Origin of the sequence: Polaromonas hydrogenivorans, from assembly GCF_040105105.1 — a bacterium.
Classification (GTDB): domain Bacteria; phylum Pseudomonadota; class Gammaproteobacteria; order Burkholderiales; family Burkholderiaceae_C; genus Polaromonas; species Polaromonas hydrogenivorans.
On record NZ_CP157675.1, the window covers coordinates 508,931 to 534,467 of the forward strand.

At 64.0% G+C, this 25,537-nt stretch carries 28 protein-coding genes; 22 read left to right on the forward strand and 6 right to left on the reverse strand.

Annotated features, from left to right (window positions below; genetic code table 11):
• Positions 1–90: 90 nt before the first annotated feature.
• The 15 genes from ABLV49_RS02530 (at position 91) to ABLV49_RS02600 (ending at position 11,342) form a co-directional block, all read left to right on the forward strand.
• Positions 91–534: an OsmC family protein gene (locus ABLV49_RS02530; protein WP_349280044.1), complete on the forward strand. Its 444-nt coding sequence runs from the start codon at positions 91–93 to the stop codon at positions 532–534.
• Positions 535–539: 5 nt separating this feature from the next.
• Positions 540–818, forward strand: a complete 279-nt coding sequence (locus ABLV49_RS02535) for a hypothetical protein (protein ID WP_349280045.1) — start codon at positions 540–542, stop codon at positions 816–818.
• 227 nt (positions 819–1,045) lie between these two features.
• The gene (locus tag ABLV49_RS02540; protein ID WP_349280046.1) at positions 1,046–2,068 is read left to right on the forward strand and encodes a sulfate ABC transporter substrate-binding protein; all 1,023 of its coding nucleotides are present in this window, start codon (positions 1,046–1,048) and stop codon (positions 2,066–2,068) included.
• Between the two features lie 163 nt (positions 2,069–2,231).
• Positions 2,232–3,407 carry a sigma-54 interaction domain-containing protein gene (locus ABLV49_RS02545; protein WP_349280047.1) on the forward strand — a complete coding sequence of 392 codons (1,176 nt, stop codon included), beginning with the start codon at positions 2,232–2,234 and terminating at the stop codon, positions 3,405–3,407.
• Positions 3,408–3,673: 266 nt separating this feature from the next.
• Positions 3,674–4,156 (forward strand): rhodanese-like domain-containing protein, encoded by a 483-nt coding sequence (locus ABLV49_RS02550; RefSeq protein WP_349280048.1) that lies wholly within the window; start codon positions 3,674–3,676, stop codon positions 4,154–4,156.
• A 26-nt stretch (positions 4,157–4,182) separates the two neighbouring features.
• On the forward strand, positions 4,183–4,983 hold the full coding sequence (locus ABLV49_RS02555) for a cytochrome b/b6 domain-containing protein (protein ID WP_349280049.1): 801 nt from the start codon (positions 4,183–4,185) through the stop codon (positions 4,981–4,983).
• On the forward strand, positions 4,977–5,621 hold the full coding sequence (gene ccmA, locus ABLV49_RS02560) for a cytochrome c biogenesis heme-transporting ATPase CcmA (RefSeq protein WP_349280050.1): 645 nt from the start codon (positions 4,977–4,979) through the stop codon (positions 5,619–5,621). Before ABLV49_RS02555 ends, ccmA begins: the two co-directional genes overlap by 7 nt.
• Positions 5,615–6,283, forward strand: coding sequence for a heme exporter protein CcmB (gene ccmB / locus ABLV49_RS02565; protein ID WP_349280051.1), 669 nt, complete (start codon positions 5,615–5,617; stop codon positions 6,281–6,283). The genes ccmA and ccmB overlap by 7 nt, the downstream gene beginning before the upstream one ends.
• A gap of 23 nt (positions 6,284–6,306) precedes the next feature.
• A complete protein-coding gene (gene ccmC / locus ABLV49_RS02570) occupies positions 6,307–7,095 on the forward strand; it encodes a heme ABC transporter permease CcmC (RefSeq protein WP_349280052.1) in 789 nt (262 codons plus the stop codon).
• Entirely contained in the window at positions 7,092–7,274 is a 183-nt protein-coding gene (gene ccmD, locus ABLV49_RS02575) for a heme exporter protein CcmD (RefSeq protein WP_349280053.1), read from the forward strand. The genes ccmC and ccmD overlap by 4 nt, the downstream gene beginning before the upstream one ends.
• Positions 7,271–7,720 carry a cytochrome c maturation protein CcmE gene (gene ccmE, locus ABLV49_RS02580; RefSeq protein ID WP_349280054.1) on the forward strand — a complete coding sequence of 150 codons (450 nt, stop codon included), beginning with the start codon at positions 7,271–7,273 and terminating at the stop codon, positions 7,718–7,720. The genes ccmD and ccmE overlap by 4 nt, the downstream gene beginning before the upstream one ends.
• Positions 7,717–9,726: a heme lyase CcmF/NrfE family subunit gene (locus tag ABLV49_RS02585; RefSeq protein ID WP_349280055.1), complete on the forward strand. Its 2,010-nt coding sequence runs from the start codon at positions 7,717–7,719 to the stop codon at positions 9,724–9,726. Before ccmE ends, ABLV49_RS02585 begins: the two co-directional genes overlap by 4 nt.
• A gap of 8 nt (positions 9,727–9,734) precedes the next feature.
• The gene (locus tag ABLV49_RS02590) at positions 9,735–10,262 is read left to right on the forward strand and encodes a DsbE family thiol:disulfide interchange protein (RefSeq protein WP_349280056.1); all 528 of its coding nucleotides are present in this window, start codon (positions 9,735–9,737) and stop codon (positions 10,260–10,262) included.
• Positions 10,255–10,656 (forward strand): cytochrome c-type biogenesis protein, encoded by a 402-nt coding sequence (locus ABLV49_RS02595; RefSeq protein WP_349280057.1) that lies wholly within the window; start codon positions 10,255–10,257, stop codon positions 10,654–10,656. The genes ABLV49_RS02590 and ABLV49_RS02595 overlap by 8 nt, the downstream gene beginning before the upstream one ends.
• A complete protein-coding gene (locus tag ABLV49_RS02600; RefSeq protein ID WP_349280058.1) occupies positions 10,653–11,342 on the forward strand; it encodes a tetratricopeptide repeat protein in 690 nt (229 codons plus the stop codon). Before ABLV49_RS02595 ends, ABLV49_RS02600 begins: the two co-directional genes overlap by 4 nt.
• A 926-nt stretch (positions 11,343–12,268) precedes the next feature.
• On the opposite strand, the gene ABLV49_RS02605 is transcribed toward ABLV49_RS02600, so the two are convergent.
• The 6 genes from ABLV49_RS02605 to ABLV49_RS02630 all read right to left on the reverse strand — a co-directional run bounded on the left by ABLV49_RS02605 (position 12,269) and on the right by ABLV49_RS02630 (position 18,390).
• The gene (locus ABLV49_RS02605; protein WP_349280059.1) at positions 12,269–13,015 is read right to left on the reverse strand and encodes a lectin; all 747 of its coding nucleotides are present in this window, start codon (positions 13,013–13,015) and stop codon (positions 12,269–12,271) included.
• A 71-nt stretch (positions 13,016–13,086) separates the two neighbouring features.
• Positions 13,087–13,884, reverse strand: a complete 798-nt coding sequence (locus ABLV49_RS02610; protein WP_349280060.1) for an ABC transporter ATP-binding protein — start codon at positions 13,882–13,884, stop codon at positions 13,087–13,089.
• Between the two features lie 57 nt (positions 13,885–13,941).
• Positions 13,942–14,766, reverse strand: a complete 825-nt coding sequence (locus tag ABLV49_RS02615; RefSeq protein ID WP_349280061.1) for an ABC transporter permease — start codon at positions 14,764–14,766, stop codon at positions 13,942–13,944.
• A 15-nt stretch (positions 14,767–14,781) separates the two neighbouring features.
• Positions 14,782–15,645, reverse strand: coding sequence for an ABC transporter permease (locus ABLV49_RS02620; RefSeq protein WP_349280062.1), 864 nt, complete (start codon positions 15,643–15,645; stop codon positions 14,782–14,784).
• Positions 15,646–15,720: 75 nt separating this feature from the next.
• Positions 15,721–16,809 (reverse strand): ABC transporter substrate-binding protein, encoded by a 1,089-nt coding sequence (locus tag ABLV49_RS02625; RefSeq protein WP_349280063.1) that lies wholly within the window; start codon positions 16,807–16,809, stop codon positions 15,721–15,723.
• Positions 16,810–16,836: 27 nt separating this feature from the next.
• Positions 16,837–18,390 carry a hypothetical protein gene (locus tag ABLV49_RS02630; RefSeq protein WP_349280064.1) on the reverse strand — a complete coding sequence of 518 codons (1,554 nt, stop codon included), beginning with the start codon at positions 18,388–18,390 and terminating at the stop codon, positions 16,837–16,839.
• A gap of 4 nt (positions 18,391–18,394) precedes the next feature.
• Here ABLV49_RS02630 and ABLV49_RS02635 point away from each other — a divergent pair, with 4 nt between their 5' ends.
• From ABLV49_RS02635 to ABLV49_RS02665, 7 genes are all read left to right on the forward strand, one after another.
• Positions 18,395–18,571, forward strand: coding sequence for a hypothetical protein (locus ABLV49_RS02635; RefSeq protein WP_349280065.1), 177 nt, complete (start codon positions 18,395–18,397; stop codon positions 18,569–18,571).
• 336 nt (positions 18,572–18,907) lie between these two features.
• A complete protein-coding gene (locus ABLV49_RS02640) occupies positions 18,908–21,226 on the forward strand; it encodes a DUF1549 and DUF1553 domain-containing protein (protein WP_349280066.1) in 2,319 nt (772 codons plus the stop codon).
• A gap of 37 nt (positions 21,227–21,263) precedes the next feature.
• On the forward strand, positions 21,264–22,715 hold the full coding sequence (locus ABLV49_RS02645) for a DUF1501 domain-containing protein (protein ID WP_349280067.1): 1,452 nt from the start codon (positions 21,264–21,266) through the stop codon (positions 22,713–22,715).
• Positions 22,716–22,773: 58 nt separating this feature from the next.
• Positions 22,774–23,157 (forward strand): hypothetical protein, encoded by a 384-nt coding sequence (locus ABLV49_RS02650; RefSeq protein ID WP_349280068.1) that lies wholly within the window; start codon positions 22,774–22,776, stop codon positions 23,155–23,157.
• Between the two features lie 15 nt (positions 23,158–23,172).
• A complete protein-coding gene (locus ABLV49_RS02655) occupies positions 23,173–23,856 on the forward strand; it encodes a c-type cytochrome (protein ID WP_349280069.1) in 684 nt (227 codons plus the stop codon).
• A gap of 31 nt (positions 23,857–23,887) precedes the next feature.
• Positions 23,888–24,496 (forward strand): peroxiredoxin, encoded by a 609-nt coding sequence (locus tag ABLV49_RS02660; protein WP_349280070.1) that lies wholly within the window; start codon positions 23,888–23,890, stop codon positions 24,494–24,496.
• Between the two features lie 29 nt (positions 24,497–24,525).
• Positions 24,526–25,530, forward strand: coding sequence for an SMP-30/gluconolactonase/LRE family protein (locus tag ABLV49_RS02665; RefSeq protein WP_349280071.1), 1,005 nt, complete (start codon positions 24,526–24,528; stop codon positions 25,528–25,530).
• Positions 25,531–25,537: the final 7 nt, after the last annotated feature.

Consider the following 25,537-nt stretch of genomic DNA (forward strand, 5'->3'; position numbering starts at 1 on the left):
GCCGCGGCCCGGCCTGAACGGGCAAACTGCTGGAGGCGGGCGCCTTGCGGCGCCTTTTCCTGCAACCCCAACCTGTTTGAAGGCTGTCACATGACTGAAAAATCCGCATCCGTCCATTGGCAAGGCCAGGGCAAAAAAGGCCAGGGCCAGATCAGCACCGAAACCGACGCGCTCAAGGCCTATCCCTACGGCTTCGGCAGCCGCTTTGAAGACGACCGGCGCGGCACCAACCCTGAGGAACTGCTGGGCGCGGCGCACGCGGCCTGCTTCACCATGGCGTTTTCATTTGCCTGCGACAAGGCCGGCTTTGCCACCGAGTCGGTCGATACCCAGGCCCGGGTCCGGCTGGTGCCCCAGGGCGACGGTTTCCTGATCGACCGCATTGCGCTGACGCTGAAGGCCGTGGTGCCCGGCATTGATGAAGCGAAGTTCCAGGAAATCGCCGAGGGCGCCAAAAAAGCCTGCCCGCTGTCCAGGGCGCTGGCCAGCGTTCCCGAGATCACGCTGTCGGCCACGCTGGACAAGGCGCGTTGAATGCCATGCTGATGAAAATCCACTTTGCCTTTGACGTGCAGTACCTGGCCGATTCGGACCGGACCCAGTCCGAGCGTGATCAAGTGATGGACTCGCTCGAATCCACCCTGAAAGCGCTGCTGGCGGCGCAGGACAGCGCGGCCACGGTCGCGATCAGCGACAGCCACAAAGGCCCCGGCAACAAGCTGGTCGAGCTGACGACCACGCTGGAGGACGCGCAGATTGCCGGCGTTCTGAAGGCATTTTCCGAGCAGCACGGGGTGAATGTGACGGCGTTTGAATGAGAATTTATCCGTAAAGAACTGATCTGGCGCAGAGGAAGCGCCTTTCTTCTATGAAGGGCAGCTTTGATCTTCACTGGAGAGTTCTTAACATTGGCTAGCAAGGTCGAAACCTTTCCTAAGAATGTAAAAGTTATTTAAAAATGAAAATTCAGTAGTTCCAGTTTTATGGATCAAGCTCCAGAATCCAATTCGTCGCACTATTGCGTTGCAATTTTCTGGAGTTTTCCATGGCTGATCGCCACACTTTTCGCCGTCCATTTCTGAAAATCGCCCTGGCCGCCACGCTGGCTGCCGCGGCATTGGGCGCCAGCGCCCAGCAGGCCGTCAACCTGCTCAACGTATCGTATGACCCGACCCGCGAACTTTATGTGGAATACAACGCCGCGTTCATCAAATACTGGAAAGAAAAAACCGGCCAGGACGTGACCATCAAGCAATCCCACGGCGGCTCGGGCAAGCAGGCCAGATCGGTGATTGACGGGCTGGATGCGGATGTGGTGACGCTGGCGCTGGCGGGCGACGTGGATGCGCTGGTCAAGAACGGCGGCTGGATTTCCCCGGACTGGCAAAAACGACTGAAGCACAACTCGGCCCCCTACACCTCCACCATCGTGCTGGTGGTTCGTCAGGGCAATCCAAAAGGGATTAAAGATTGGGACGATCTGATCAAGCCCGGCATCAGCGTCATCACGCCCAACCCCAAAACCTCGGGTGGCGCGCGCTGGAACTACCTGGCCGCGTGGGAATTCGCCAAACGCAAAAACGGCGGTGACGCCAAGGCCAAGGAATTCGTGCAGGCCCTGTACAAGAACGTGCCGGTGCTCGACACCGGCGCACGCGGCTCATCCATCACCTTTGCCCAGCGCAACCAGGGTGATGTGTTCATCTCCTGGGAGAACGAGGCGCATCTTCTGGAGAAAGAGTTTGGCAGCAAGGTGGACATTATTTACCCGTCCCTGAGCATCCTGGCCGAGCCGCCGGTGGCCGTGGTGGACAAGAATGTGGACCGCAAGGGCACGCGCGCCGTGGCGCAGGCCTATCTGGAATACCTGTACTCCGACGTGGGCCAGGACATCGCGGGCAAGAACTTCTACCGCCCGATTTCGGAAAAAGCCCAGGCCAAGTACGCCAAGCAATTGCCCAAGCTCAACCTGTTCACCATCGAACAGGCTTTTGGCGGCTGGACCAAGGCGGACAAGGATCACTTTGCCGATGGCGGCTCGTTTGACCAGATTTACCTGAATAAATAAGCGCCGCGCTTGCGCCTGCTCCAAGGCACAGGAAGAACAGTGATGGCTTGATAGGGTTGCCACTCGGAAAAAGTTCGCAAGTGCATGCACACCGAGTTCAAGGGTGCGGGGGTGGCGCGGTTTTCACAGGCCATTGCATATCACCTCCCACACCACGAAACCCATGAACCAACTGCTGACTTTTCCCGACGCGGGCAAGCATGCCTTGTCCATCCGCGCCAAGGCACTGGTGTTTGAAGACCCCCAGTCCCAGGCCTTGCTCACGCGCCTGGACCAGGTGGCGCCCACCGAGGCCACCGTCGTCATCATCGGCGAGACCGGCACCGGCAAGGAGCTGCTGGCGCGCCGCGTTCACCAGGGCAGCGGGCGGCGCGGCCCCTTCGTGGCGGTCAACTGCGGTGCGTTCAGCGAATCGCTGATCGATGCCGAGTTGTTCGGCCACGAGAGCGGGGCCTTCACCGGCGCCAGCCAGGCCCGGGCCGGGTGGTTCGAGACGGCCAATGGCGGCACCTTGTTTCTGGATGAAATTGGCGACTTGCCGCTGGCGCTGCAGGTCAAGCTGCTGCGCGTGCTGCAAGAGCGCCAGATCGTGCGGATCGGCTCGCGCAAGACCATCGAGCTTGATGTCCGCCTGATCGCCGCCACCAACGTGGACCTGCGCGACGCGGTGAACGCAGGCCACTTTCGCGCTGACCTCTATTACCGGCTCAGCGTGGCGACGCTGGAGCTGCGCCCGCTGTGGGAGCGGCCGGGCGATATTCTTCCGTTGGCCCGGCACTTTCTGGCCAGCTACGCCAAACGCCTGGGGATTGAGGGTGCCGTGCTGGCCCCGGACGCCGAGCAGGCGCTGCTGACGTACGACTGGCCGGGCAATATTCGCGAACTGGAAAATGTCATTCACTACGCGCTGATCGTGGCCCCCATGGCCATCGTCCACGCGAATGACTTGCAGGCGCTCCAGCGTTCGGCGCACGGCCGGGCGCGCCTGCCTTCCACCCTGCCGCCAGCGGTGGAGGAGCGCATCGCCACCGCGTTGCCAGAGGAGCCTGCCGTCCCCACGCTGCGGCAAACGCTGCGTGAGCTGGTGCTCAAATCGATGGAACTCAACCAGCCGTTTCTCTTTGAACAGGTGGAGGCAACGCTGGTTTCCACCGCTTTCGAGTTCTGCCATGGCAACCAGGTGCAGACCGCACGCCTGCTCGGCCTGTCGCGCAATGTGCTGCGCACCTTGCTGAAACAGCATGGGCTGCTGGCGATGCAGGAAGACAGCAGCAACGATTCAGGCGACCTGGCCAGCAGCCCGGTCACCGGGAAGACCCTGGCGCCGGCCAGCCGCTGATTTAGGACGCTCAACACGAATATTGGCGCTGCGCCAAGGCCGGTGAAGGCGCTGTCGCTGAGGCAGCAGTCTGAGGGCGGGCACTGTTGATCAGGCTGCAGGGCTGCTGGATTTTCAGCATGGCTGATGTGGCTGTGAAGGGTGTTTCCCCCGGAGGAGGGCGCGTCACAAAGATGGCGCGCTTTTTGCGGTAGGAGGGTTGGCAGACACCCCGCAAGGACCAGGACAGGGGATGCCAGAACCCTCAACGAAGAAAGTGAATTCCCATGAAATACCATAAGAGCGTGTTGGCTGCCACCCTGTTAAGTCTGGGCGTTTGCGCCGCGTTTGCGCAGCAGGCCAGCCCTGCCGCAAGTCCCGGCGCCGCTGCCGCAGCCGATGTATGGAAGTACAAGACCAAGCGGCTGGATCGCGCAGGCGTGGACGCGCTGCTGGCCAAGCCGCAGAAGCTGGTGGTGATTGACGTGCGCCGCCCCGATGAACTCACCGCCAAGGGAAGTTTTCCGGTGTACCTGAACATCCAGGTCAAGGAAGTGGAAAAAAGCCTGGCCTACATCCCCAAGGATCGCGCCATCCTGACCGTCTCCAACCATGCCCACCGTGCCGGTGCGGTGGGAGACCTGCTGACCAGCAAGGGCTTCAAGGTGGCCGGAGCCACCGGCTCTGAAGACTATGAGGCCCAGGGCGGTACGGTGACCCGTGTCGTGCCGCCGCCGCCCAAGCCCGCCACGGTGTCCGCCGCGCCCTGAGAACAACCTTCCCTGCGAGAAAACCCATGAAAGCCCAAGCCATTCTTGACAACGCGCCTCGTCACGCAACGGCTGCGCCATCGGTCAGCCTGCCTGCGCGCGTGCGCATTCGCCTGTGGGATCTGCCGCTTCGGCTGTTTCACTGGCTGCTGGTGCTGGCGGTGGCGGTGGCGCTCATCACGGGGCAACTGGGCGGCGCATGGATGGAGCTGCATGGCAAGGCGGGTTTGAGCATCATCGGGCTGGTGGTGTTCCGGCTGGTGTGGGGCGTGATTGGTTCGGCCCATGCCCGCTTCCTGAGTTTCTTGCCCACACCGTCCCGGCTCAAGGCCTACCTGACAAGGCGCTGGCGCGGCGTCGGGCACAACCCGCTGGGCGCGCTGTCCGTCATTGCGCTGCTGGGCCTGCTGGCCGCGCAGGCCACCACCGGACTGTTCAGCAATGACGACATCGCGTTCAGCGGCCCGCTGTTCGCGCTGGTGGACGAAGCCCTGGCCGGCCGGCTGACAAGCCTGCACAAGCAGTTTGCCAATGTCCTGTGGGGTCTGCTGGCCTTGCATGTGGCGGCCATCGCGTTTTATGCCGCGTTCAAACGCGACAACCTGGTCAAGCCCATGGTGACGGGCTGGAAAGAAGTGGAGCGGCATCAAGCGCCGCCAGCGGATCATCAAAACGCCTCCGGCCGCAAAGGCGGCGCGATTGCATTTGTGGTGGCGCTGGCCGTGGCTGTGGCAGTGGTGTATGGCGTCAGTGGCGCGGCCTTGCCGGGTTCGCCAGCGGCGGCGGCAGAACCGGCCACGGCCACGCAAGGCAAACCCGGATGGTAGCGACCGGCCTGCGCACCCACGGCCTGGCCTGCGTGCGTGGCGGGCGCGACCTGTTTCGCGCCGTGGACATCGACGTTTCGGCCGGCGAAGCCCTGTGGGTTCAGGGCCGCAATGGCAGCGGCAAAACCAGCTTGCTGCGGCTGCTGTGCGGCCTGGCCCTCCCGAGCGCGGGCGCGGTGCATTGGCTGGGCCGTGATGTGCGCGACCTGCGCGAGGATTTTTACCGCGACCTGCTCTACATCGGCCACGCCGGCGGCATCAAGGACGACCTGACGGCGGCGGAAAACCTGCTGCTCGGCGCGCGCATCGCCGGACAGGCGGTTGAAGATCAACAGGCGCAACAGGCGCTGGCGCAGGTGGGCCTGGCGGCGGTTTCGCGGCTGCCGGCGGCGCGCCTGTCGCAGGGCCAGCGCAAGCGGGTCGCCCTGGCCCGGCTGCACCTGGCGCGCAGGCCGCCCCTGCTGGTGCTCGACGAGCCCTTCAATGCCCTGGACCAGGCGGCGGCGGACGGTCTGCAGGCGGCCCTGAATCAGCACCTCGCGCAGGGCGGCATGGTGGTGTACACGACGCACCAGCCGCTGGCCTTGCAGGCGGCGCGGCTGCATGTGCTCGAACTCGGCCCTGCCCAACCATGCTGAAGGTGCTGGCATGCGTGATTCGGCGCGATCTGCTGCTGGCCTTCAGGCGCCGGTCCGACCTGCTGGCCACGGTGTTTTTCTTTGCTCTCGTGGTCATGCTGTTTCCGCTCGGCGTCGGCCCGGAGGCTGGCCTGCTGCGCAGCATGGCGCCCGGCATTGTGTGGGTGGCGGCCTTGCTGGCTTCGCTGCTGTCGCTGGGGCGGCTGTTCGCGCTCGATTTTGCCGACGGGACGCTGGAGCAGATGGCCTTGTCGGCCGAGCCGCTGGTGCTCATCGTGCTGGGCAAGGTGCTGGCGCACTGGCTGGTGGCGGGCGTTCCCCTGGTGATGCTCTCGCCCGTGCTGGCGCTGCAGTTTGGTTTGCCGGGCGCCGCGATCCAGGTGCTGTGTCTGGGCTTGCTGATCGGCACGCCCATCCTGAGTTTGCTGGGGGCGATTGGCAGCGCCCTGACCCTGGGCGTGCGCGGTGGCGGGGTTTTGCTGGCGTTGCTGGTGCTGCCGCTGTATGTGCCGGTGCTGATTTTTGGCGCGGGCGCGGTGCAGGCCCAGGCCAGCGGCCTGGACGCCGCCGCCCACATGCTGCTGCTGGGCGGCGTGCTGGCCGGCGCGCTGGCGCTGGCGCCCTGGGCCACCTCGGCAGCGCTGCGAATCGCCCTGGAATAACGATCTGATCAAGGAGTTCTGTCTTGCGACCCGTTTTACATGCCCCTTTTGCCGTGCGTTTCTTCGCCGGCCCTCGTCCCGGCTGGTGGAAGTACGCTGGCGCTCCCGCTTTTTACCCGCTGGCCGGGCGGCTCATTCCCGGGCTGCAGGCCGTGGCCGTGGCCCTGCTGGCGCTGGGCCTGGGAATCGGCTTTTTGCTGGCCCCCACGGACCACCAGCAGGGCGAGGCCTACCGCATCATCTTTGTCCATGTGCCCGCCGCCTGGCTGTCGATGCTGCTTTACATGGCCATGGCCTTCTGGGCCGCGACGGGCCTGGCGTTGAACAGCCGCCTGTCCTTCATGATGGCGCGTGCGATTGCCCCCACGGGCGCGATGTTCACCTTCGTCGCCCTGTGGACCGGCGCCCTGTGGGGCCGCCCGACCTGGGGTGCGTGGTGGGTCTGGGATGCGCGGCTGACTTCCGAGCTGCTGCTGCTGTTTCTCTATGCCGGCTTCATGGCGCTGCAGTCGGCCATCGACGACCCACGGCGCGGCGACCGGGCGGGCGCGCTGCTGGCGCTGGTCGGTGTCGTCAACGTGCCGGTGATTTACTTCTCGGTGAAATGGTGGAACACCCTGCACCAGGGCGCTTCCATCAGCCTGAGCAGTGCGCCCCTGATGGCGTCCAGCATGCTGATGGGCTTGCTGCTGGCCGCGCTGGGCGCCTGGGTGTATGCGCTGGCAGCAGTCCTCAAGCGCCTGCGCTGCATCGTGCTGGAGCGCGAGCGCCATGCCAAATGGGTGGCCCGGCTGCCCGAGGTGTCGGCATGATCTGGCGCAACGTGAGCGACTTTGTGGCCATGGGCGGCTATGCGCTGTATGTCTGGGGCTCGGTGGGGATGTTCCTGGCCTGCCTGGCGGGGGAATGGCTGGCGCTGGGATGGCGCCGCAAGGATATCGTGCGTGAACTCCGTCACGCCCGGCAGCATCCCGGTGGAGAAGATGCATGAAGGCCCGGCACAAGCGCTGGGGCCTGATCGTCGCCGGGCTCGCTGCGCTGGGTCTGGGCGTGGCCCTGGTGCTGTCGGCGTTTCAGAAAAACCTGGTGTTCTTCTTCACGCCGAGCCAGGTGGCGGCGGGCGAGGCGCCGCAGAACCGCAGCTTTCGCATCGGTGGCCTGGTGGAACTGGGCAGCATCGAGCGCCAGGCCGACGGCATCACGGTCAGCTTCCTGGTTACGGACAACGCGCAGCGCCTGCGCGTGAACTACCGGGGTTCCCTGCCGGACCTGTTCAAGGAAGGCAAGGGCGTGGTGGCCCAGGGCAAGCTCACGGCGGACCAGCTGTTCGTGGCCGATGAGGTACTGGCCAAGCATGATGAAAACTACATGCCGCCCGAGGCCGCCTATGCACTCAAGCAGGCCGGTGCGCCAGCGCTGGCGGGAGCGGTGAAATGATCGCCGAACTGGGCAACTTCTCGCTGGTGCTGGCGTTGTGCCTGGCCTGCCTGCAGGGCAGCCTGCCCTTGCTGGGCGCGCACCAGGGCAAGCCGCGCTGGATGGCGCTGGGGCGCAGCGCGGCTTTTGGCCAATGCCTGTTCGTCACGCTGGGTTTTGCGGCGCTGGTGTATGTCTTCGCCGTCAACGATTTTTCGGTCAGCTACGTGGCCGCCAACTCGAACTCGCGCCTGCCGCTGCATTTCCGGGTGGCCGCCGTCTGGGGCGGGCATGAAGGCTCGGTGCTGCTGTGGATTCAGATGCTGGCCTTGTGGACCGCCGCCGTGGCCGTGTTCAGCCGCTCCCTGCCGGCGGGCACCGTGGCGCGCGTGCTCGGAGTGATGGGGCTGATCAGCATCGGTTTCCTGTGCTTTCTGCTGTTCACCTCTAATCCCTTTGACCGCACCTTGCCGGCCGCAGCGGACGGGCGCGACCTGAACCCGATGCTGCAGGATCTGGGCATGATCGCGCACCCGCCGATTCTCTACATGGGCTACGTGGGCTTTTCGGTGGCTTTTGCGTTTGCCATCGCGGCCTTGCTGGAGGGTCGCCTGGACGCGGCATGGGCGCGCTGGTCGCGCCCGTGGACGCTGCTGGCCTGGGCTTTCCTCACGCTGGGCATCGCGCTGGGCAGCGCCTGGGCCTACTATGTGCTGGGCTGGGGCGGCTGGTGGTTCTGGGACGCGGTGGAAAACGCATCCTTCATGCCCTGGCTGGTGGGCACCGCGCTGATCCATTCCCTGGCGGTGACAGAGAAACGCGACACCTTCAGGAACTGGACCGTGCTGCTGGCGATTCTGGCGTTCTCTTTGTCGCTGCTCGGCACCTTCCTGGTCCGTTCGGGCGTGCTGAGTTCGGTGCATGCGTTTGCCAGCGACCCGCGCCGGGGTATTTACATCCTGGTCTTCCTGGCCGTCGTGGTGGGCGGCGCGCTGGCGCTCTACGTCTGGCGCGCTCCCGGCGTGGGCCTGGGCGGGCGTTTTGCGCTGTTTTCGCGCGAGTCGCTGCTGCTGGTCAACAACGTGCTGCTGGTCGTGGCCGCTGGCACGGTGCTGCTCGGCACGCTGTACCCGCTGCTGCTCGATGCCCTGGGCCTGGGCAAGATTTCGGTCGGCGCGCCGTATTTCGAGGCCGTCTTCGTGCCCTTGATGCTGCCCTTCCTGCTGCTGATCGCGGTGGGGCCGATGGCTTCGTGGAAGCAGGCTTCCTTCAAAGGTGTGCTGCGCCGGCTGCGCTGGATCGCCGTGGGGGCGGTGCTGTTTGCCCTGGGGGTGGCGCTGGTGCTCAACACCTCGGTGATGGTGGCAGTGGGATTGGCGCTGGCGGCCTGGGTTCTGCTCGGCACCGCTGCTGAGCTGGCCGGGCGCCTGCGCCATGCCGCGCTGGGCGCGCCGCTGCGCCAGCGTCTGGCCAGCCTGCCGCGCAGCTATTGGGGCATGCTGCTGGCCCATGCGGGCATCGGCGTGTTCGTGATCGGCGTCACCATGGTCAGGGGGCTGGACGCATCGAGCGACCACAGCATGCGCGTGGGCGACAGCGCCACCCTGGGCAACTACCGCTTCACGTTTGCCCGGCTGGAGCGTGTGGAAGGGAAGAACTACATCGCGGCGCGGGCGCGTTTCGAGGTCACGCGGGGCGCCGCCCCGGTCGCCACCCTGTACCCCGAAAAACGCTTCTACACCGTGCAGCAGATGCCGATGACCGACGCGGCCATTGACCGGGGATGGCTGCGCGACCTCTACGTGTCACTGGGCGAGGCCACCAAGGACGGCGCCTGGGTGGTTCGCCTGCAGCACAAGCCGTTCATGAACTGGGTCTGGGGCGGGACGCTGTTCATGGCGCTCGGCGGGGCGCTGGCCGCCTCGGACCGGCGCTACGGCTGGGGCCGCAAGCGCAGCGCCAAACGCCCGCTGGCCGATGCCGATGCCGATGCGGCCGTCACGCCTTCCATTCAACTTGCCACCTAGAGACTGTTATGCGACGTTTTCTGTTTCCCCTGGGTCTGTTTTTTTCCCTGGTCTGCCTCCTCGGGGCCGGGCTGCGCCTGAATCCGCAGGAAATTCCCTCGCCCCTGATTGGCAAGCCCGCCCCGGCTTTCGCGCTGGCGCAGCTGGCGCTGCCCGATAAAACCTTTGGCCCGCAGGACATGCAGGGCCAGGTCTGGCTGCTCAACGTCTGGGCCTCGTGGTGTACCGCGTGCCGGCAGGAGCATCCGCTGCTGCTGGAACTGGCCGGGCGAAACCAGGTGAGCATCGTCGGGATGGACTACATGGATGCGCGCGCTGACGGGGCCAAGTGGCTGGAAAAGCATGGCAACCCGTACCGGCTCTCCATCCTTGACAGCGATGGCAAAGTCGGCATTGACTACGGGGTTTACGGCGTGCCTGAAACCTTTGTGATCGACAAGCGCGGCGTGATTCGCCTCAAGCTCGCCGGGCCGGTCACCGCCGAGATCATCGAGAAAAAACTGCTGCCGCTGATCAAGGAGCTGAACCGTGCGTAGCCTCTTGCTGTGTCTGATGCTGGCCGCCGCGCCGGCCCTGGCCGAGCCTACGCTCGAACAGCATGTGACGCGGCTGAGCGAGCAGCTGCGCTGCCTGGTGTGCCAGAACCAGACGATTGCCGACTCGCACGCCCAGCTCGCCGTCGAACTGAAAAACCAGGTGCGCGAGCAGCTGGCCGCAGGCGCATCGGATCAGGAAGTGCTGGACTACATGGTGCAGCGCTATGGCGACTTCGTGCTCTACCGCCCGCCCGTCAAGCCCAGTACTTGGCTGCTGTGGTTTGGCCCGCTGGCGATGCTGCTCGCCGGCTTGGGCCTGCTTTTCGTCAAGGTGCGCCAGCGCCAAGCGCAAGGCGACGCCCTTGATCCCGCCGGGGAGACGCACGCCGCATGACCACCTTTGCTGTTCTGGCGGCTTTGTTGCTGCTGCTGGCCTTGGGCTTTGTGTTGCCGGCCTTGCTGCGCGCGCAGCGGGTGCCGCCCGGCGTCGATCCTGTGCATGCAGCGCCACCCGGTGATCCGCAGCGCGGGCTTGCCGTGGGCCTGGCCGTGGCGCTGGTGGCTGGCGCAGCGCTTGTTTACGCGGCGGTGGGCGCGCCCGCTTCCCTCCAGGCCACGCGCACGCCTGAAACGGTTCCCGAATTGGTTCAACACCTGAAAACCAGTCCCGGCGATGCCGCTGCCTGGCGCCGGCTGGCACGGGCCTACGAGTCGGCGCAGCGCTTCAATGAGGCGGTCGAGGCCTATCGGCAGCTGGTCAAGCTGACACCGGGCGATGCCGATGCCTTGCTGGACTATGCGGTGACCCTGGCCATGAGCGGCAACCAGCAGCTCGGCGGTGAGCCGGAACAACTGATACAGCAGGCCCTGACTTTGGCGCCGCAGAACGTGCAGGCACTGGCTCTGGCCGGCAGCGTTCGCTTCGAGCGCCAGGACTATGCCGGCGCGGTGGCACTGTGGCGGCAGGTGCTGCTGCATGCGCCTGCGGACTCGCCCGTTGCGGCGGCCATCGCCGACAGCATCGCCAGGGCCGAGTCGCTGGCGGGCGTGCCAAAGCGGGGGCAGGGCGATAAATCCTGATGTGGGCGCGTCCTGCGCAGCTTGAGATGTGCTTCTTTATTGATAGCTACTCACGCCCGTCCATATTGCGCTAGAGGCAAAAAAAGCTTAAAAATTGTAACTGCTCAGCTCATGCGGCGGGCTGATGCAAGGCTTGAGGGCTTGGCGAAGTCCTGTGCTTGATTTGTGGTTGGGTTGGCTTTTCGTGGTTGGGCTGGCCGGGAGTCGCCCGGCGGCGACTCACTTTTCTTTGCTTCGCCAAAGAAAAGTAAGCAAAAGAAAGGCGACCCTACTGTCCGCGACCCCTACGCTTCGCTACGGGGCACCCTGCGGTGCTCAGTCCAGCCGGGGTCTCGTGCAAACTCGGCTATCGCCTCAAACAAGCACGAGCCCTGATCCGTCTGGCCTTCCGCTCCTCAGCGCTGACAGAAGGGGTGGGGTCGGGGAAAAAAACCAATACCAATACAAACAGCCCAACAGCCGAATACGCAGAACGCGCCATGCGCGCTCTGCTCCCCGATTCCGAATCCGAATCCGAATCCGATCCAAACCCGTCCTGGCCGGGCCTGTGCTGCGCCAGAAAAGCGGGATCAGGGCCGCGCGCTGTTTGAGCGCAGCGAGTTTGCGCGGACCCCCGCTTTTCTGGCGCAGCGCAGGTTGCCCGAAGCGAAGCGTAGGGACCCGGACTGCGGGTCGCCTTTCTTTTGCTTACTTTTCTTTGGCGAAGCAAAGAAAAGTGAGTTGCCGCCGGGCAACCCCCGGCCAGCCCAACCACGAAGAGCCAACCCAGCAACCCAGCAACCAAGCAACCAAGCAAGCAACCGCCGATGAAAAGCAACAACCCACGCAAGACCAGAACCCCTGAGCAGTTACTAAAAAATTCGCGCCGCAACACTAAAAAAGGCCCGGCACCTTGCGGTCGCCAGGCCTGACAGGCTGCCTTTTTCTCAATTCACGGCAAAGCAGTAAAGCAGGCCCGCGCCGCCGGTGCTCACCAGGTTGTCCTGTCCACAACCCCGGCTGCGGTGCGTCGAATTCCAGGAAGTGTTGCCGCCGCCGGTGCGGTCGAAGTGGCCCAATTGCGCGGAGCCATCCGGCGCGCTGCTGGTGTAGTTTTTGCAGGTGTGGTCCGCGTCGTCGGTGTAGGCGCGCCCGTCGGGCTGCGAGCCGGTCAGGATGTCGTGCTCGTTGGGCTTGTCGCCCGCGCGCTTGACGGGCTCATTCTTTTCGGAAAAGGCCGTGGCCCAGCTCAGGTTGTTGCCCAGGCGCGCCGTCTCCAGGGTGTCGCCATGAAGATGGGCCAGATCCTTGGCCACCACCGCGCCACGGGTGTTGTACCAAGGGCCCTGGCCAATCCGGTCGCGCGCATTGACCGCAGTCTGACCACCGCCGGCCTGGGTGCTCAGGTAGGCATGCCAGGTCTTGTTGCCCGCGCCAACGGCGCTGGCCAGCTTCTGGCAATGGGCGTCGGCTCCCGCCAGACCACCGAGGTCGGCGCCCTTGCCGGCGCCTTGGCTGGTGATAAAGAAGCTGAAGAGTTTGGCCGCTTCAGCGGCTGACACCGGGGCCGGAGGAGGAGGATTGGCCGATTGGGCCAGTGCGAACAGCGGGACGGCTGCCACGGCAGCGAACACCCAGGCGGCAGTGCGCGTTTTGGATGCCTTGAATCGGGAAGTCTTGAAAGAAGGAGTCATGGGCGCTTATCTTCAGAAGAAGGAATGGTTGAGGTTGAAGGTGGGTTGGTGAGAAAAAATGGGCGAATCAATCAGGCTGCGAGCGCCAGGGCCGTGGCAGGGTCTTCGACGTGCGGCTCGTGGCTGAACTCGCTCAGAACGTCGTCCTTGATGGCGGCGAAGTCGTAGCTGCCACGGTCGCGCGTGCGCCCCAGCGGCACATCGACGATGCGCTTGATGCGGCCTGGGCGGGGCTGCATCACCACGATGCGATCCCCCAGGAAGACGGCCTCCTCGACATCGTGCGTCACCAGGATGGCGGTGATGCCTTCAGCCTGCCAGATGCGCTGCAACTCCTGCTGCAGGTGCGAGCGGGTCAGGGCATCCAGGGCGCCGAAAGGCTCGTCGAGCAGCAATACTTCCGGGCGATTGACCAGCGCGCGGGCAATCGCCACGCGTTGCGACATGCCGCCGGATAACTGGTAGGGGTAGGCTTTCTCGAAGCCCTTCAGGCCAACCAGATTGATGTGTTCCTGCACGCTCTTGTTCTTGGCCGCCTGTGTGCCGGGCGCGTTGAGCAGGCCCAGGCTGATGTTCTGTTCGGCCGTGAGCCAGGGAAAGAGCCGGTGCTCCTGGAACACGATGCCCCGGTCCAGGCTGGTGCCGTTGATGGGTTTGCCGTCCAGCAGTATCTGGCCTGCGTAGCCGCTCTCCAGCCCGATCAGCAGGCGCAGCAGCGTGGATTTGCCGCAGCCGCTGGAGCCGACGATGCTGATGAATTCGCCGGGCCGGATGGACAGGGAAATGTTTTCCAGAACCTTGAGCGGCTTGCCCTTGACTTCGTAATACTTGTTGAGGTTCTTGATCTCGATGGTGCCGGCTTGGGGCATGGCGGGGCTTCTTTCAAAAGAGGTGAACAGGGTGTGACAGCAATGGTGTTTGGGAAGTCAGCGCGCCGGGGCGCGCCAGCGCAGCAGGCGGTTTTCACCTGCGGCCGCAATGCGGTTAAAGACGTTGCCGACCAGGCCGATGGCCAGCAGGCCAAAGATGATCAATTCCACGTTGAAGGCCATGCGGCCCTTGAAGACGATGTTGCCGATGCCCTGTCCGTCGTTGACCAGCAGGTACTCCGCGCCTATGGTGGCCAGCCAGGCGTAGATCAGGCCCAGGCGCAGCCCGGCCAGGATTTGCGGCGAGGCGGCCGGCAGGATCAGCCTGAAGAACACCTGCGCCGGGGTGAAGCCATAGACGCGGGCGACTTCGGCATGCGCCCGGCTCACGCCGCGCACGCCTTCGAGCGTGCCCAGCACCACCGGGTAAAAAGCCGAAAAACTGATGAAGATGATCTTGGACAGCTCACCCGTGCCCACCAGCGCCGACAGCAGCGGCAGCCAGGCAAACAGCGAGATCTGGCGCGCGGTGTGAAACGTCGGGCCAATGACCTTGTCGGCCAGGTGCGAGACGCCGATCAGCGCGCCCACGGCGATGCCAGCGAGCGCGCCCAGCGTGAAGCCGGACAGGTCGCGCCACAGGCTCAGGCCGATGCCGAGGTAAAAACTGCCATTGGCCAGCTCTTTCAGGCCCTGGGCCACGACGCCGGCTGGCGGCACGATCAGTTTGGTGTTGACCAGATTCAGCGCGGTGACGGCGTACCAGACGATCACGAAGGCGATGGGCAACACCAGCCCACGCCAGTCGAAGGCGGTTTTACTGTCTGATGTGGCCGATGCGGTGTCGGCTGATGAGATGGATGCGGATGCGGTGTCGGACATGGCGTTTCCCTGCAGTCAAAAAGCCGAACGGCGCCAGCCTTGCAGGCGCGACTCGATCAGGCGCAGGCCCAGCTCGATGACGATGCCGACCACGCCGATGGCCAGCATGGCCACGATCACCATGTCGATCTGGCTGAGCGAGCGGCTGTAGGCCATGAAAAAGCCCAGCCCTTCGCTGGACGACAGCAGCTCGACAAAGATGACGGAAATCCAGGCCTGCATCACGCCCTGGCGCAGACCCGTGAACAGGCTGGGCGCGGCGGCGGGCAGCACGATGCGGTGGATGATCTGCAAAGCGCTGAACTGGTAAACCCGCCCGACTTCGAGCAGGGCCTGCGGAATGTTGGCAATGCCGCTGAGCGTGCTCAATGCCACCGGAACGACCACCGCGATGGACACGGCCGTCACTTTCAGGGCTTCCTCGATGCCGACAAAGATGATCAGCAGCGGAATCCAGCCCAGAACGGGCAACTGGGCCAGCACATCGAAGGTGGGAAAAACGTAAGCCTTGAAAGTGCGCGACAGGCCCATGCCAAAGCCCAGAATCAAACCCGCCGAGCCGCCGATCAGCAGGCTCCAGGCAACGCGCGCGGCGCTGAACTTGACGTGGTCCAGTAACTCGCCCGATGCCAGCACATCTTTCAGCGATTCCCAGACAAAGGCCGGCGGCGGCAATATCTGCTCGGCCACCCAGTGGCGCTCGGTGGCGATCCACCACAGCGCAAACAGCAGGGCAGGCAGGATCAGGCCGAGCAGCAGCGTGTGCACTGCCTTCAGGCCGGCCTTGGCGGCACCCAGCGCATGCCGATGCCAGCGGGCCGGCTCGGCTCGCGCAAAGGAAGCAGGAAAGACGTTGATATCGGCGGTGGATGCGCTCATGGCACTGACTCCAGTAGTTTCTCAGATGGCCACCGGCTGGGCGCCGATGGCCGATTCGCTTGGGGGCTTGGCTCTTCAGGCCGCGATGAACTTGCCCGCCGCGTCCTGCGTGGGCCAGTAGTTCTCCAGCTTCAGCTCGCGCAGGGCGTTGTTGAGGTACTTGGGTTCGATCCAGCCGTCCAGGCTGACCGGCCTGCGGGTCAGCTTGTACTTCTTGGTTTCCTCGATGGACTTGTTGATTGCCGCCAGGTAGTAGTCGTCCAGCAGTGGGTTGATGCGCCTGCGCAGATCCTTGACGCGGTCCCAGCTGTTTTTGTTGTCGATGTAGGTGCTGGTGCCCGAGCGTGTCCACAGCTGGTACTGCGTCTCGCGGTTGGCTTCCTGGGTACTCCAGTGCGCCACCTTCACCAAGCGGGTCACGATGCGCTGCACGATGTCCGGGTACTGCTGCTCAAAGGCCTCGCCCACCCAGACCGAGCCGGGCGCGTTGATGGCCGGGTCGTCGAAGATTTCGGCCACGCGCTTGGCCACGCCGCGCGCCTCCAGGCCGAACGGGGATTCGATGGCGCCGGCAATGTCGCCCGTGGCCAGAGAGGCCACGCGGTCGTCGCGGATCTGGCTGATGATGCGGAACTCTTTTTCCGGATCGTTGAAGCCGTACTTGGCCAGCACGCGGTACAGCGTCAGCTGGCCTGCCGTGCCTTTTTGCACCGACAGCGTCTTGCCCTTGAGGTCAGCGACCGACTTGGCGGGGGACGATGCCGGTGTCACCACGTACACGTCGCCGCCCCGGCCCGATGACAGCAGGATCTTGTGCTTCAGGCCGGTCGAGCGGCCCACGATCAGCGGCAGGTCGCCGTGGCCGAAGCAGAAGTCCAGCAGGCCGTTGGCATAGGACTCATTGAGGGCCGGGCCGGCACCGACGAAGTATTTCCACTCGATCTTGATGCCCTCCGCGGCGAATTCCTGTTCGATCTCGCCGCGAAAGACGGCGTTGGCGGGAAAGCCCGAGCTGGGCAGGGGACGACCGCCGGTGCCGGCACCGGGAAAACCGATGCGGATGGTGGTGGGTTTGCCGGCCGCGCGGGCCTGGCCGCTCAGGCCGATGAGGGCGGGGGCGCCCAGCCCTGCAAGCAGGGCCGAATTGAATGAACGACGTTTCATGGGTGTACTCCGGAGTCGGTATAGGGGTTAGAAAGTGGCGTTCAGCAGGGCCTGGATGGCGTTGACCGAAGCCGGCTTGTCCGCCGTCGGCGCAGCGCCGCCGAGCTGGTTGCGGATGTGCTTGTAGTTGATCTGGAACTTGGTGGTTTCGGCAAAGAACACATTCAGGCCCAGCGTGGCGACGAACACCTTGTCATTGACGACCAAGCCGCTGCGGTTGGGGTTCCAGTCGTCAAACCGGATGAAGGTCTGGAAGGACTTGGGCCAGTAATCGTCGAATTTGCCTTGCTGCTTGGAGCTGGCGAGGAACTGCTCGCCCCAGGTATAGCCAAAGTTGATGTACTGGCCCATGCTGCGCTGGTAGCTGTCGGGGCTGGCGGGGCTGGCCGTCAGCAACTCCTGTTTGCCGTAAGCCCGTTCATAGGCCACCGAGTAGGGCAGATGGGTCCAGTTGACATCTACGCCATAGCGGTCGTAATGGCCTTTCCTGGTGGCTACGGTGGTGGCTGTGGTGCTGGCGGGGCCGAGCGAGGTGTAGCCCCGGTAGTAGGAACCGCCAATCTGCAACTGGCGCAGCCAGCTGCTGTAGTCCACCGGCAGCGTATAGACCAGGCGGCCGATGGTGTCGAGGTAGTTGTTGTTGTCGGCCTTGTTGGCGCCATTGCCATTGAACACGCCCAGCGAATAGGTCAGCAAGGGCGCGCGGTAGTTGTTGGTGAAATCGACATAGGGGTCGTAATCGCCGGAAACCACCAGGCCCGTCTGGCGCGTGTTCAGGCCCAGGCCGGCGACAAAACCCGCGTTGTCGATGACGGCCTTGACTTCAGGGTCCAGAGCCTGCGCATCCAGCCCGAAGGGAACGGTCTGCTGGCCCAGGGTGATGGTGCCCAGCGAATCTTCCGGGTTGCCCGATGCCGGCTGGAAGCTGTAGCGCAGATAGGCATCGGTCAGGTTGACGCCGGTCGATGAGCTGCTGGCCGTGTTCTGGCTGGTCAGGGCCAGGCGGTAGGTGAGGTTGCGGCCCTCGGCGTAGTCGCGGTAGAGGTTGCCGGCAAAGTTCAGGCCGACCGCCGAAGCATTGAAACCCCGGTTGCGCGGATCGGTCGGGCCGTTGCCGCTGGATGAGGCTGACGGCTGCGCCGCCGGATTCTGGATGTCGTAGCGGACCGTGACGGAGCCGCCGATCTTGGTGTTGCGCGTCACGCTGGGGACGTTGCGCTCCAGCAGGCGGGACTGGTCGTACTTGTAGTTTTCCAGGTCGGTGCGCATGCCCTGGATGTCGGCCTTGGTCGCCGCCGTCCGGGCATCTATGGATTCCTGGCTTTCCCCCTCAGCCGAGGATGCCGCCGCTTGCGTGGCCTGCGCGGCCGCTTGCTGTTTCGCCAGCTGGGCGCGCAGCTCGCTCACCTGCTTGGCCAACTCCTGGAGCCGAGCTTGTTCCAGCGAGGACGTGCTCGCACCCGAGTTGCTTTTTTTGAGTTCCTGAAGCTGTTTTTGCAACTCGTTGACGACGCTTTTGAGCGCCTTGATCTCGTTATTTGGCTGCGCCTGCACCGCACCACTCGACAAAGCGAGCAGCACGGCAGTGGCCAGCGCTGTTGTTTTAAAAGATGGCACCTTGAATAACCCTTGTTTGGTGGCTGAAAAAATGATTTACCGGCAAGGTTTAGCAGGATTTGTGCCATGCTTTTTCGATGGGTTTTTGCCTATTTATGCTGATTATTTAACTGCACTGTTGAGATTTAAACTCTTGGCCTGTTGATATTCAGTCATGCCGCGCCATGGATGCTTTGTGTTGTTTTAGTTGAATATTGAATATTCAAATGAAATAAAAAAATATGTATATAAAACAATGACTTATGGGATGTATTTATTTTTAAAAGAGAATTTGTTGGTTGGCATGATGGTTGCATCTTGGGTTTCTGGTTTTGCCATCTTTCGTCTGCCCGCATGCTTTTTTTGCGTGTGTTGCGGATGAGTGGTTGTATTTGAAAAGTGCATGAACTTGTGCTCGCAAATGGAGTAAGTAAATGCGTAAATCGATTTATGTTTTTGGGGGTACACGGTAATGAAGAACAAGGCGATATATCTGTCAGTCATGCTCGGCGTTCTGGCTGGGCCTGCAGTGCTGGCGCAGACCCAGGCGGTCGTTGACGCGGCCAAGTCCGCGCAAGGAGCAGCGCCCAAGGCCTGGTCGGCCTATCAGCCGGTGCAGGCGCCGCAGGCGCCCGAGGTCAGGCAAAAGGCCTGGGTGCGCACGCCCATCGACGCTTTCGTGCTGTCCCAGCTCGAAGCCAAGGGCCTCAAGCCCTCGAAGGAGGCTGACCGGGCCACCTTCATCCGGCGCGCCACGCTGGACGCCTGGGGACTCTTGCCAACGCCCGAGGAGGTCAAAACCTTCGTGGCCGACAAGTCGCCCACGGCCTATGAAAAGCTGGCCGACCGCCTGCTGGCCTCGCCGCACTATGGCGAGCGGCAAGCGCGGCGCTGGCTCGATCTGGCGCGCTACGCCGACAGCACGGGTTTTCAGAACGACAACACCCGTCCGAACAACTGGCGCTACCGCGACTATGTGATCAAGGCCTTCAACCAGGACCGGCCATTCAGCCGCTTCATCCAGGAGCAGGTGGCCGGCGACGAACTCTGGCCAGAAAGCCAGGACGCCAGGATTGCCACCGGCTTCCTGGCCGGCTACCCCGACAACCGCAACTCGCGCGACCTGGTGCAGCGCAAGTACCAGATCGAGACCGACATGACCGACCTGGTGGGCGAGACCTTCCTGGCCGCCACCGTCGGTTGCGCGCGCTGCCACAACCACAAGTCCGACAAGGTCAGCCAGAAGGAGTACTTCCAGCTGCAGGCCTTCCTGGCCAACACCGCTTTCAACGAGCAGACGCCGCTGGCCAAGGGCACTGAAACCGAATGGGACAAGGCCTACGAGCAGCAGCAGGCGGCTTACCAGGAGGCTACCAAGGACATACGCGCCAAGCAAAAGGCCATTCTCGACACCGTGCGCGAGGCCGGACGCAAGTACTACAACGAGCGTTACCTGACCGACAGCCGCGAGGCGATCTTCAAGCCCGAGGCGCAGTGGACGCCGCTGGACCGCTGGGTCAACTGGCGCAAGCAGGCCGTGGCGACCGACAATGAAATCGCAAGCTATCTGGAAGACAGTGGCACGAAACCGAGCGTTGTTTACTACAACCCCGAAAACGCAGAGAAGTGGAAGACCTTCAAGGCCCTGCGCGAAGAACTCAAGCAGTTCGACAAGATCAAGCCGGCCAAGGGGTCGAGCCAGTTCACCGCCGCGCTGGAACTGACCAAAGAAGTGCCGCCCACCCATGTGCGCTTCGGCGGCATCCACGAGCGCCCGCTCGAAGCCGTGCAGCCGGCCATTCCCGCGCTGTGGGGCGGCAAGGGAGAAGCAGCCATCACGCCGACAGCAAGCTCATCGGGCAGGCGCACGGCGCTGGCCAACTGGCTGAGCAGCGACAGCAACCCGCTGACGGCGCGCGTTTATGCCAATCGGGTCTGGGCGCAGTATTTCGACAAGGGCATCATCTCCACGGTGCAGGACTTCGGCCGCGCTGGCACCAAGCCGACGAACCCCGAGCTGCTCGACTACCTGGCCACCAACTTCGTGAAAAACGGCTGGAGCGTCAAGAAGCTGCACCGCGAAATCCTGCTGTCCAGCGTCTATCGCCAGTCGTCCGACGAGCGCCTGGACGTGGTCAAGACCGATCCGGAAAACAAGCTGCTGGCCTTCTATCCGCGCAAGCGCCTGGAGGCCGAGGTGATCCGCGACTCGCTGCTGTACGCCTCGGGCCTGCTGAGCGACAAGGTCGGTGGCCCTTCCGTGTTCCCGCCGGTGGTCAAGACCGGCGACGTGGTGGGCAAGGCGGAGGATTTCCAGGGCAACCGCGTCTGGGCTGTTTCGACCGACAAGGAAGACTGGAACCGCCGCAGCCTGTACATCTTCACGCGCCGCAGCTTCAGCTACCCGATCACGCAGAACTTCGACCCGGCCAACCCGAACCAGCCGCACCACAAGCGCGATGTGACGACCACGGCGTTGCAGGCGTTGACGCTGTTCAACAGCGAGGTGGTGTTCGACTGGTCCCAGGCCCTGGCCGGACGCGTGATCAACGAGGCGGGCGGCGACGAGACGGCGCAGATCAACCGGCTCTACCAGATCCTGTACTCACGCGAGCCCAACCAGACCGAGCGCCTCGCGCTCAAGTCTTTCCTGGCCGAGCAAAAGATCGTGGTCCAGCACAAGGCGGCCAACGGCAAGTTCGAGGTTGCCGTGCCCTCCGGCCTGAAGGACACCACGAAATTCGACCCGGTGAAGTCTGCGGCGTTTGTCGATCTGGTTCACACCGTCGCCAATTCCAACGAGTTCGCCTACCGCTTCTGACCATCAACCATTACTGACAAACGACAAGGAGATTCCCATGAGCAACGATTCCCGCCGCGACTTTATTCGTAAATCCGGGGTGTACCTCGGTGGCGCCGCCGCCATGAGCGGTGTGATCCCAGGGCTGGGCAGCTTTTCTGCCGCCCATGCGGCCGATCTGGTCGATCCCCTGGCACTCAAGGGGCCGCATTTTCCGGGCAAGATTAAGTCGGTGATCTGGCTGCACCAGGACGGCGCGCCCAGCACGCTGGACCTGTATGACTACAAGCCCGAACTGATCAAGCTGGCCGGCAAGGAGGTTCCGGCCTCCTTCCTCAAGGGCATCAAGACCAGCACCCAAGGGGGGGTCGGCAAGCTCTACGCGTCCAAGCGCGAGTGGAAGCAGCATGGCCAAAGCGGCGCCTGGTTCTCGGACCTGCTGCCCAACCTGGCCAAGCAGGCCGACAACATGACCTTCATCAAGTCCAGCGTGACGGTGGGCGCAACGCACGACATCTCGATCCTCAAGCTCAACACCGGCGATTTGAACCCCGGCCGTCCGTCCCTGGGCGCGTGGATCACTTATGCGCTGGGTTCGGCGAACAAGGATCTGCCGCCCTATGTGGTGCTGTACAACGGTGACCGCGAGCCCCAGGCCGGCTCGGTGAACTGGAGTTCGGGCTTTTTGCCGGCGGTGTACCAGGGAACGGCTTTCCGTCCGGGCGACTCCCCGATCCTGTACCTGGACCGTCCCGAGCTGCGCACGGCCCAGCAGCAGCGCAAGTCGCTCGATCTGCTCAAGCGCCTGAACTCGGCGGGCGCCGATCGCTACCCGTCCGACAGCGAGCTGCGCGCCCGCATCCAGTCCTACGAGCTGGCCGACCGCATGCAGGCCGCCGCGCCCGTCGCTGTCGATATCAGCAAGGAAAGCGCCGCCACCAAGGAGATGTACGGCCTGAACGACAAGACCAGCCAAAGCTACGGCGAGGTGCTGCTGCGCGCGCGCCGGCTGGTTGAAAACGGCGTGCGCTTCATCCAGGTGGTCTCGGCCGTCCCGCAGAGCCTGGATTCGGAGCGCCGCAACTGGGACGCCCACGACGAGCTGGAGCAAAACCACGGGCTGCTCTCGAAGATGGTGGACAAGCCAATCGCCGGCCTGCTGGCCGACCTGAAGTCGCGCGGTCTGCTCGACAGCACGCTGGTGGTCTGGGCCTCGGAATTTGGCCGCACCTCCTGGGGCGAGAGTGGCAGCGGGCGCGACCACAACCCCTGGGGCTACACCCAGTGGATGGCCGGCGGCGGCCTCAAGGCTGGGTTCACCTACGGCGAGACCGACGAGATCGGCCTGCAGACGGCCGACAAGGACAAGGCGATGGACACCTACGACCTGCACGCCACCATCCTGCACCTGATGGGCCTGGACCACATGAAAACCACCTTCCTGAACAACGGCCGCTCCGAGCGTCCGACGGTGGTGTACGGCAAGGTGGTCAAGGACCTGCTGGCCTGATCGTTTACATAGCTGAAGAAGCGGGGCGTGAGGCCCCGCTGGAAGGAATTTTTGCTTTATGCGCAAGATGCTGATCGTGATGGGCTGCCTGGTGATGCTGCTGGCGGGGGTGGTGCGCGCCGCCGGCATCGAGCTGGATACAGATCTGATGCAGACCATCGAGGACACCAACCTGAGCCTGGCTTCCAACATTGCGCTGAAGGATGCCAAGCGCAGCAAGGCCGAGGCGGCCGAGCTGCACCGTATGTTCACGCAGGTGGAGGCACATTTCGTGGCCAAGGGCGATGCGGCTGACGCAGTGGACCTGTCCAAGAAGAGCAAGGACTGGGCCGGCGAGATTGTCAAATCAGTCGATTCCCAGCAGTTTGACCACGCTGCGGAACTGGCCGGAAACATCTCCAGGGCCTGCAAGACTTGCCACAACTTCTACAAGAAGTCCTGAAGTCAAGGACCGCTTGTGAAAACCCTGTTTTACAGCCTGCTGGTGTCGGCCTGCCTGCTGCCCTCTGTGATGGCGGCAACCCCTGCCGGCAAGGCGCGGGCGGCTGATGCGGCGCCGGCCAGGTCGCTGCCCGTCAAGGGCGATCCGGTGCTGGGCCGCGAGAAGGCCGACGCGGAGCGCTGCATGGAGTGTCATGGCGTGGACGGCCATGGCGCCGGCCATTCCAATGGGCCGGAAGGCAAGTTCGCCAAGCTCGCGGGTCAGTACCCGGATTACATCCTCAAGCAGATCCGGGACTTCCGTTCCGGCGCGCGCAAGCACGACCAGATGCAGATCATGGCCCGCAGCGTGTCCGACGAGGACATGCGCGACATCGCCGCCTATTTCGCCAGCCAGCCGGCCATGAATGCGCAGGACGGTGAGCGCCATGCGCTGGGGAAATCGCTGTACGAGAACGGCGATCCTGCGCGTGGCGTCGTGGCCTGCAGCAGCTGCCATGGTGTCAAAGGCAAGGGCCTGGCCGTCAGCCCGCTGACGCCGGTGATAGGCGGGCAGGAATGGCGCTACCTCGACCAGCAACTGCGCGACTGGCGTTCGGGCGAGCGGCGCAACAGCGATGGCGGCGTCATGAGCCAGGCCACCAAGGCGCTGACCGAGGCTGAAATCGAAGCCCTGGCGAATTACCTCTCGGGTATCTGAATCACTTTTTGAACGAACTGGAAGAACAACCATGAACCACTGGATTTTCAAGGCGGCCCTGCCCGCGCTCATGTCCGCACTGCTGGCCCTGCCGGCGGCTGCCGCCCTGAAAGAAGGCGATGCGGCGCCGGACTTCAGGCTGAAGGCGTCCCTGGCCGGCAAGGAGTTCAATTACTCGCTGAAGGATGCCATCAGCAAAGGCCCGGTCGTGGTCTATTTCTACCCTTCGGCCTACACCGGCGGCTGCAACATCCAGGCCCGCAGTTTTGCCGTGAACGCGGAAAAGTTCGCGGCAGCGGGCGCTTCCATCATCGGCGTCTCGCTCGACAGCATCGGGCGCCTCAATACTTTCTCGGCAGACCCCGAGTATTGCGCCGGCAAGGTCGCCGTGGCCTCGGACGCCGGCGGCAAGGTCTCGAAGGCCTTTGACCTGAACGTGAGTGATACCCCGGCGGGCCGCAAGGACACGCGCGGCGCCGACATCGACCATGCCCGAGTGGAGCGCACCACCTTCATCGTGACGCCGGACGGCAAGGTCGCCGCGACCGTGGGCGGCCTGACGCCGGTGGCCAATGTCGAAAAGGCGCTGGAAGTGGTCCAGGGGCTGGCGAAGGCCGGGACGGCTGGCTCCAGGCTCTGAGCCAGTTGCACCCCAACCCAGGAAAACTTATGACAACAAAAAACATCGTTGGCCGCGCCCTGCTGGCCGCCAGCGTGGCCGGGGCTTTCGCCTCGGCAGCGGCGCAGGCGCAGAGCCCGGCGCCCTCCGGGGCGGTGACACCGGCCATTGCCGGCGTGGTGGCGGCGGGAACCCCGATTGAGCTGATCAAGGAGGGTTTCACTGGCACGGAGGGGCCGGTGGCCTTGCCCGATGGCAGCCTGATCTTCACCGAGACCACGGCCAACCGCGTGACCCGCATCGCGCCCGATGGCTCGACCTCGACCTTCGTCGAGGGCAGCAATGGCGCCAATGGGCTGGGCTTCACCGCCAACGGCGACCTGTACGCGGTGCAGGTGCTGAAAGCCCGCGTGGGCATCATCTTCCCGCTACCCAAGGCCAGGACGCTGGCCGACAACTTTGAGGGGGCGCCGTTTGGCCGTCCCAATGACCTGGTGGTGGACAGCAAGGGGAATGTCTATTTCACCGATTCCGGCGCGAATCCGCCTGTGGCTGGTCAGCCGGCGCCGCCCGTGCAGGCGACCGCGCCAGCCAAGCCGGCGGTTTACCGCATCTCGGCCAAGGGTGAACTCAAACGCCTGCTGGCTGACATCGAGCGCCCCAACGGCATCCAGCTCAGCCCGGACGAAAAAGTGCTGTATGTGGCCAACACCCTGGGCGAGCACCTGCTGGCCTATGACATCTCGCCCGATGGCACGCTGGGGCCGCGCCGCAACTTCGCCAAATTAGACGGCTGGCAGAAGACCGACACCGGCAACTCCAGCGGCGCCGACGGCCTGGCTGTCGATGAGGCGGGCCGCGTCTATGTGGCCAGCAACAAGGGCATCGAGGTGTTCAGCAGCCAGGGCGAGGCGCTGGGCAGCATTGCCCTGCCGAAAAAACCGCAGAACCTGGCTTTTGCCGGTGACGGCAAGAAGACCCTGTATGTGGTGGGGCGCGGCGCGGCCTACCGCCTGCCGGTGCTGACCGCCGGTTATGCCGGGCGCGCCAAGTAATCCACCC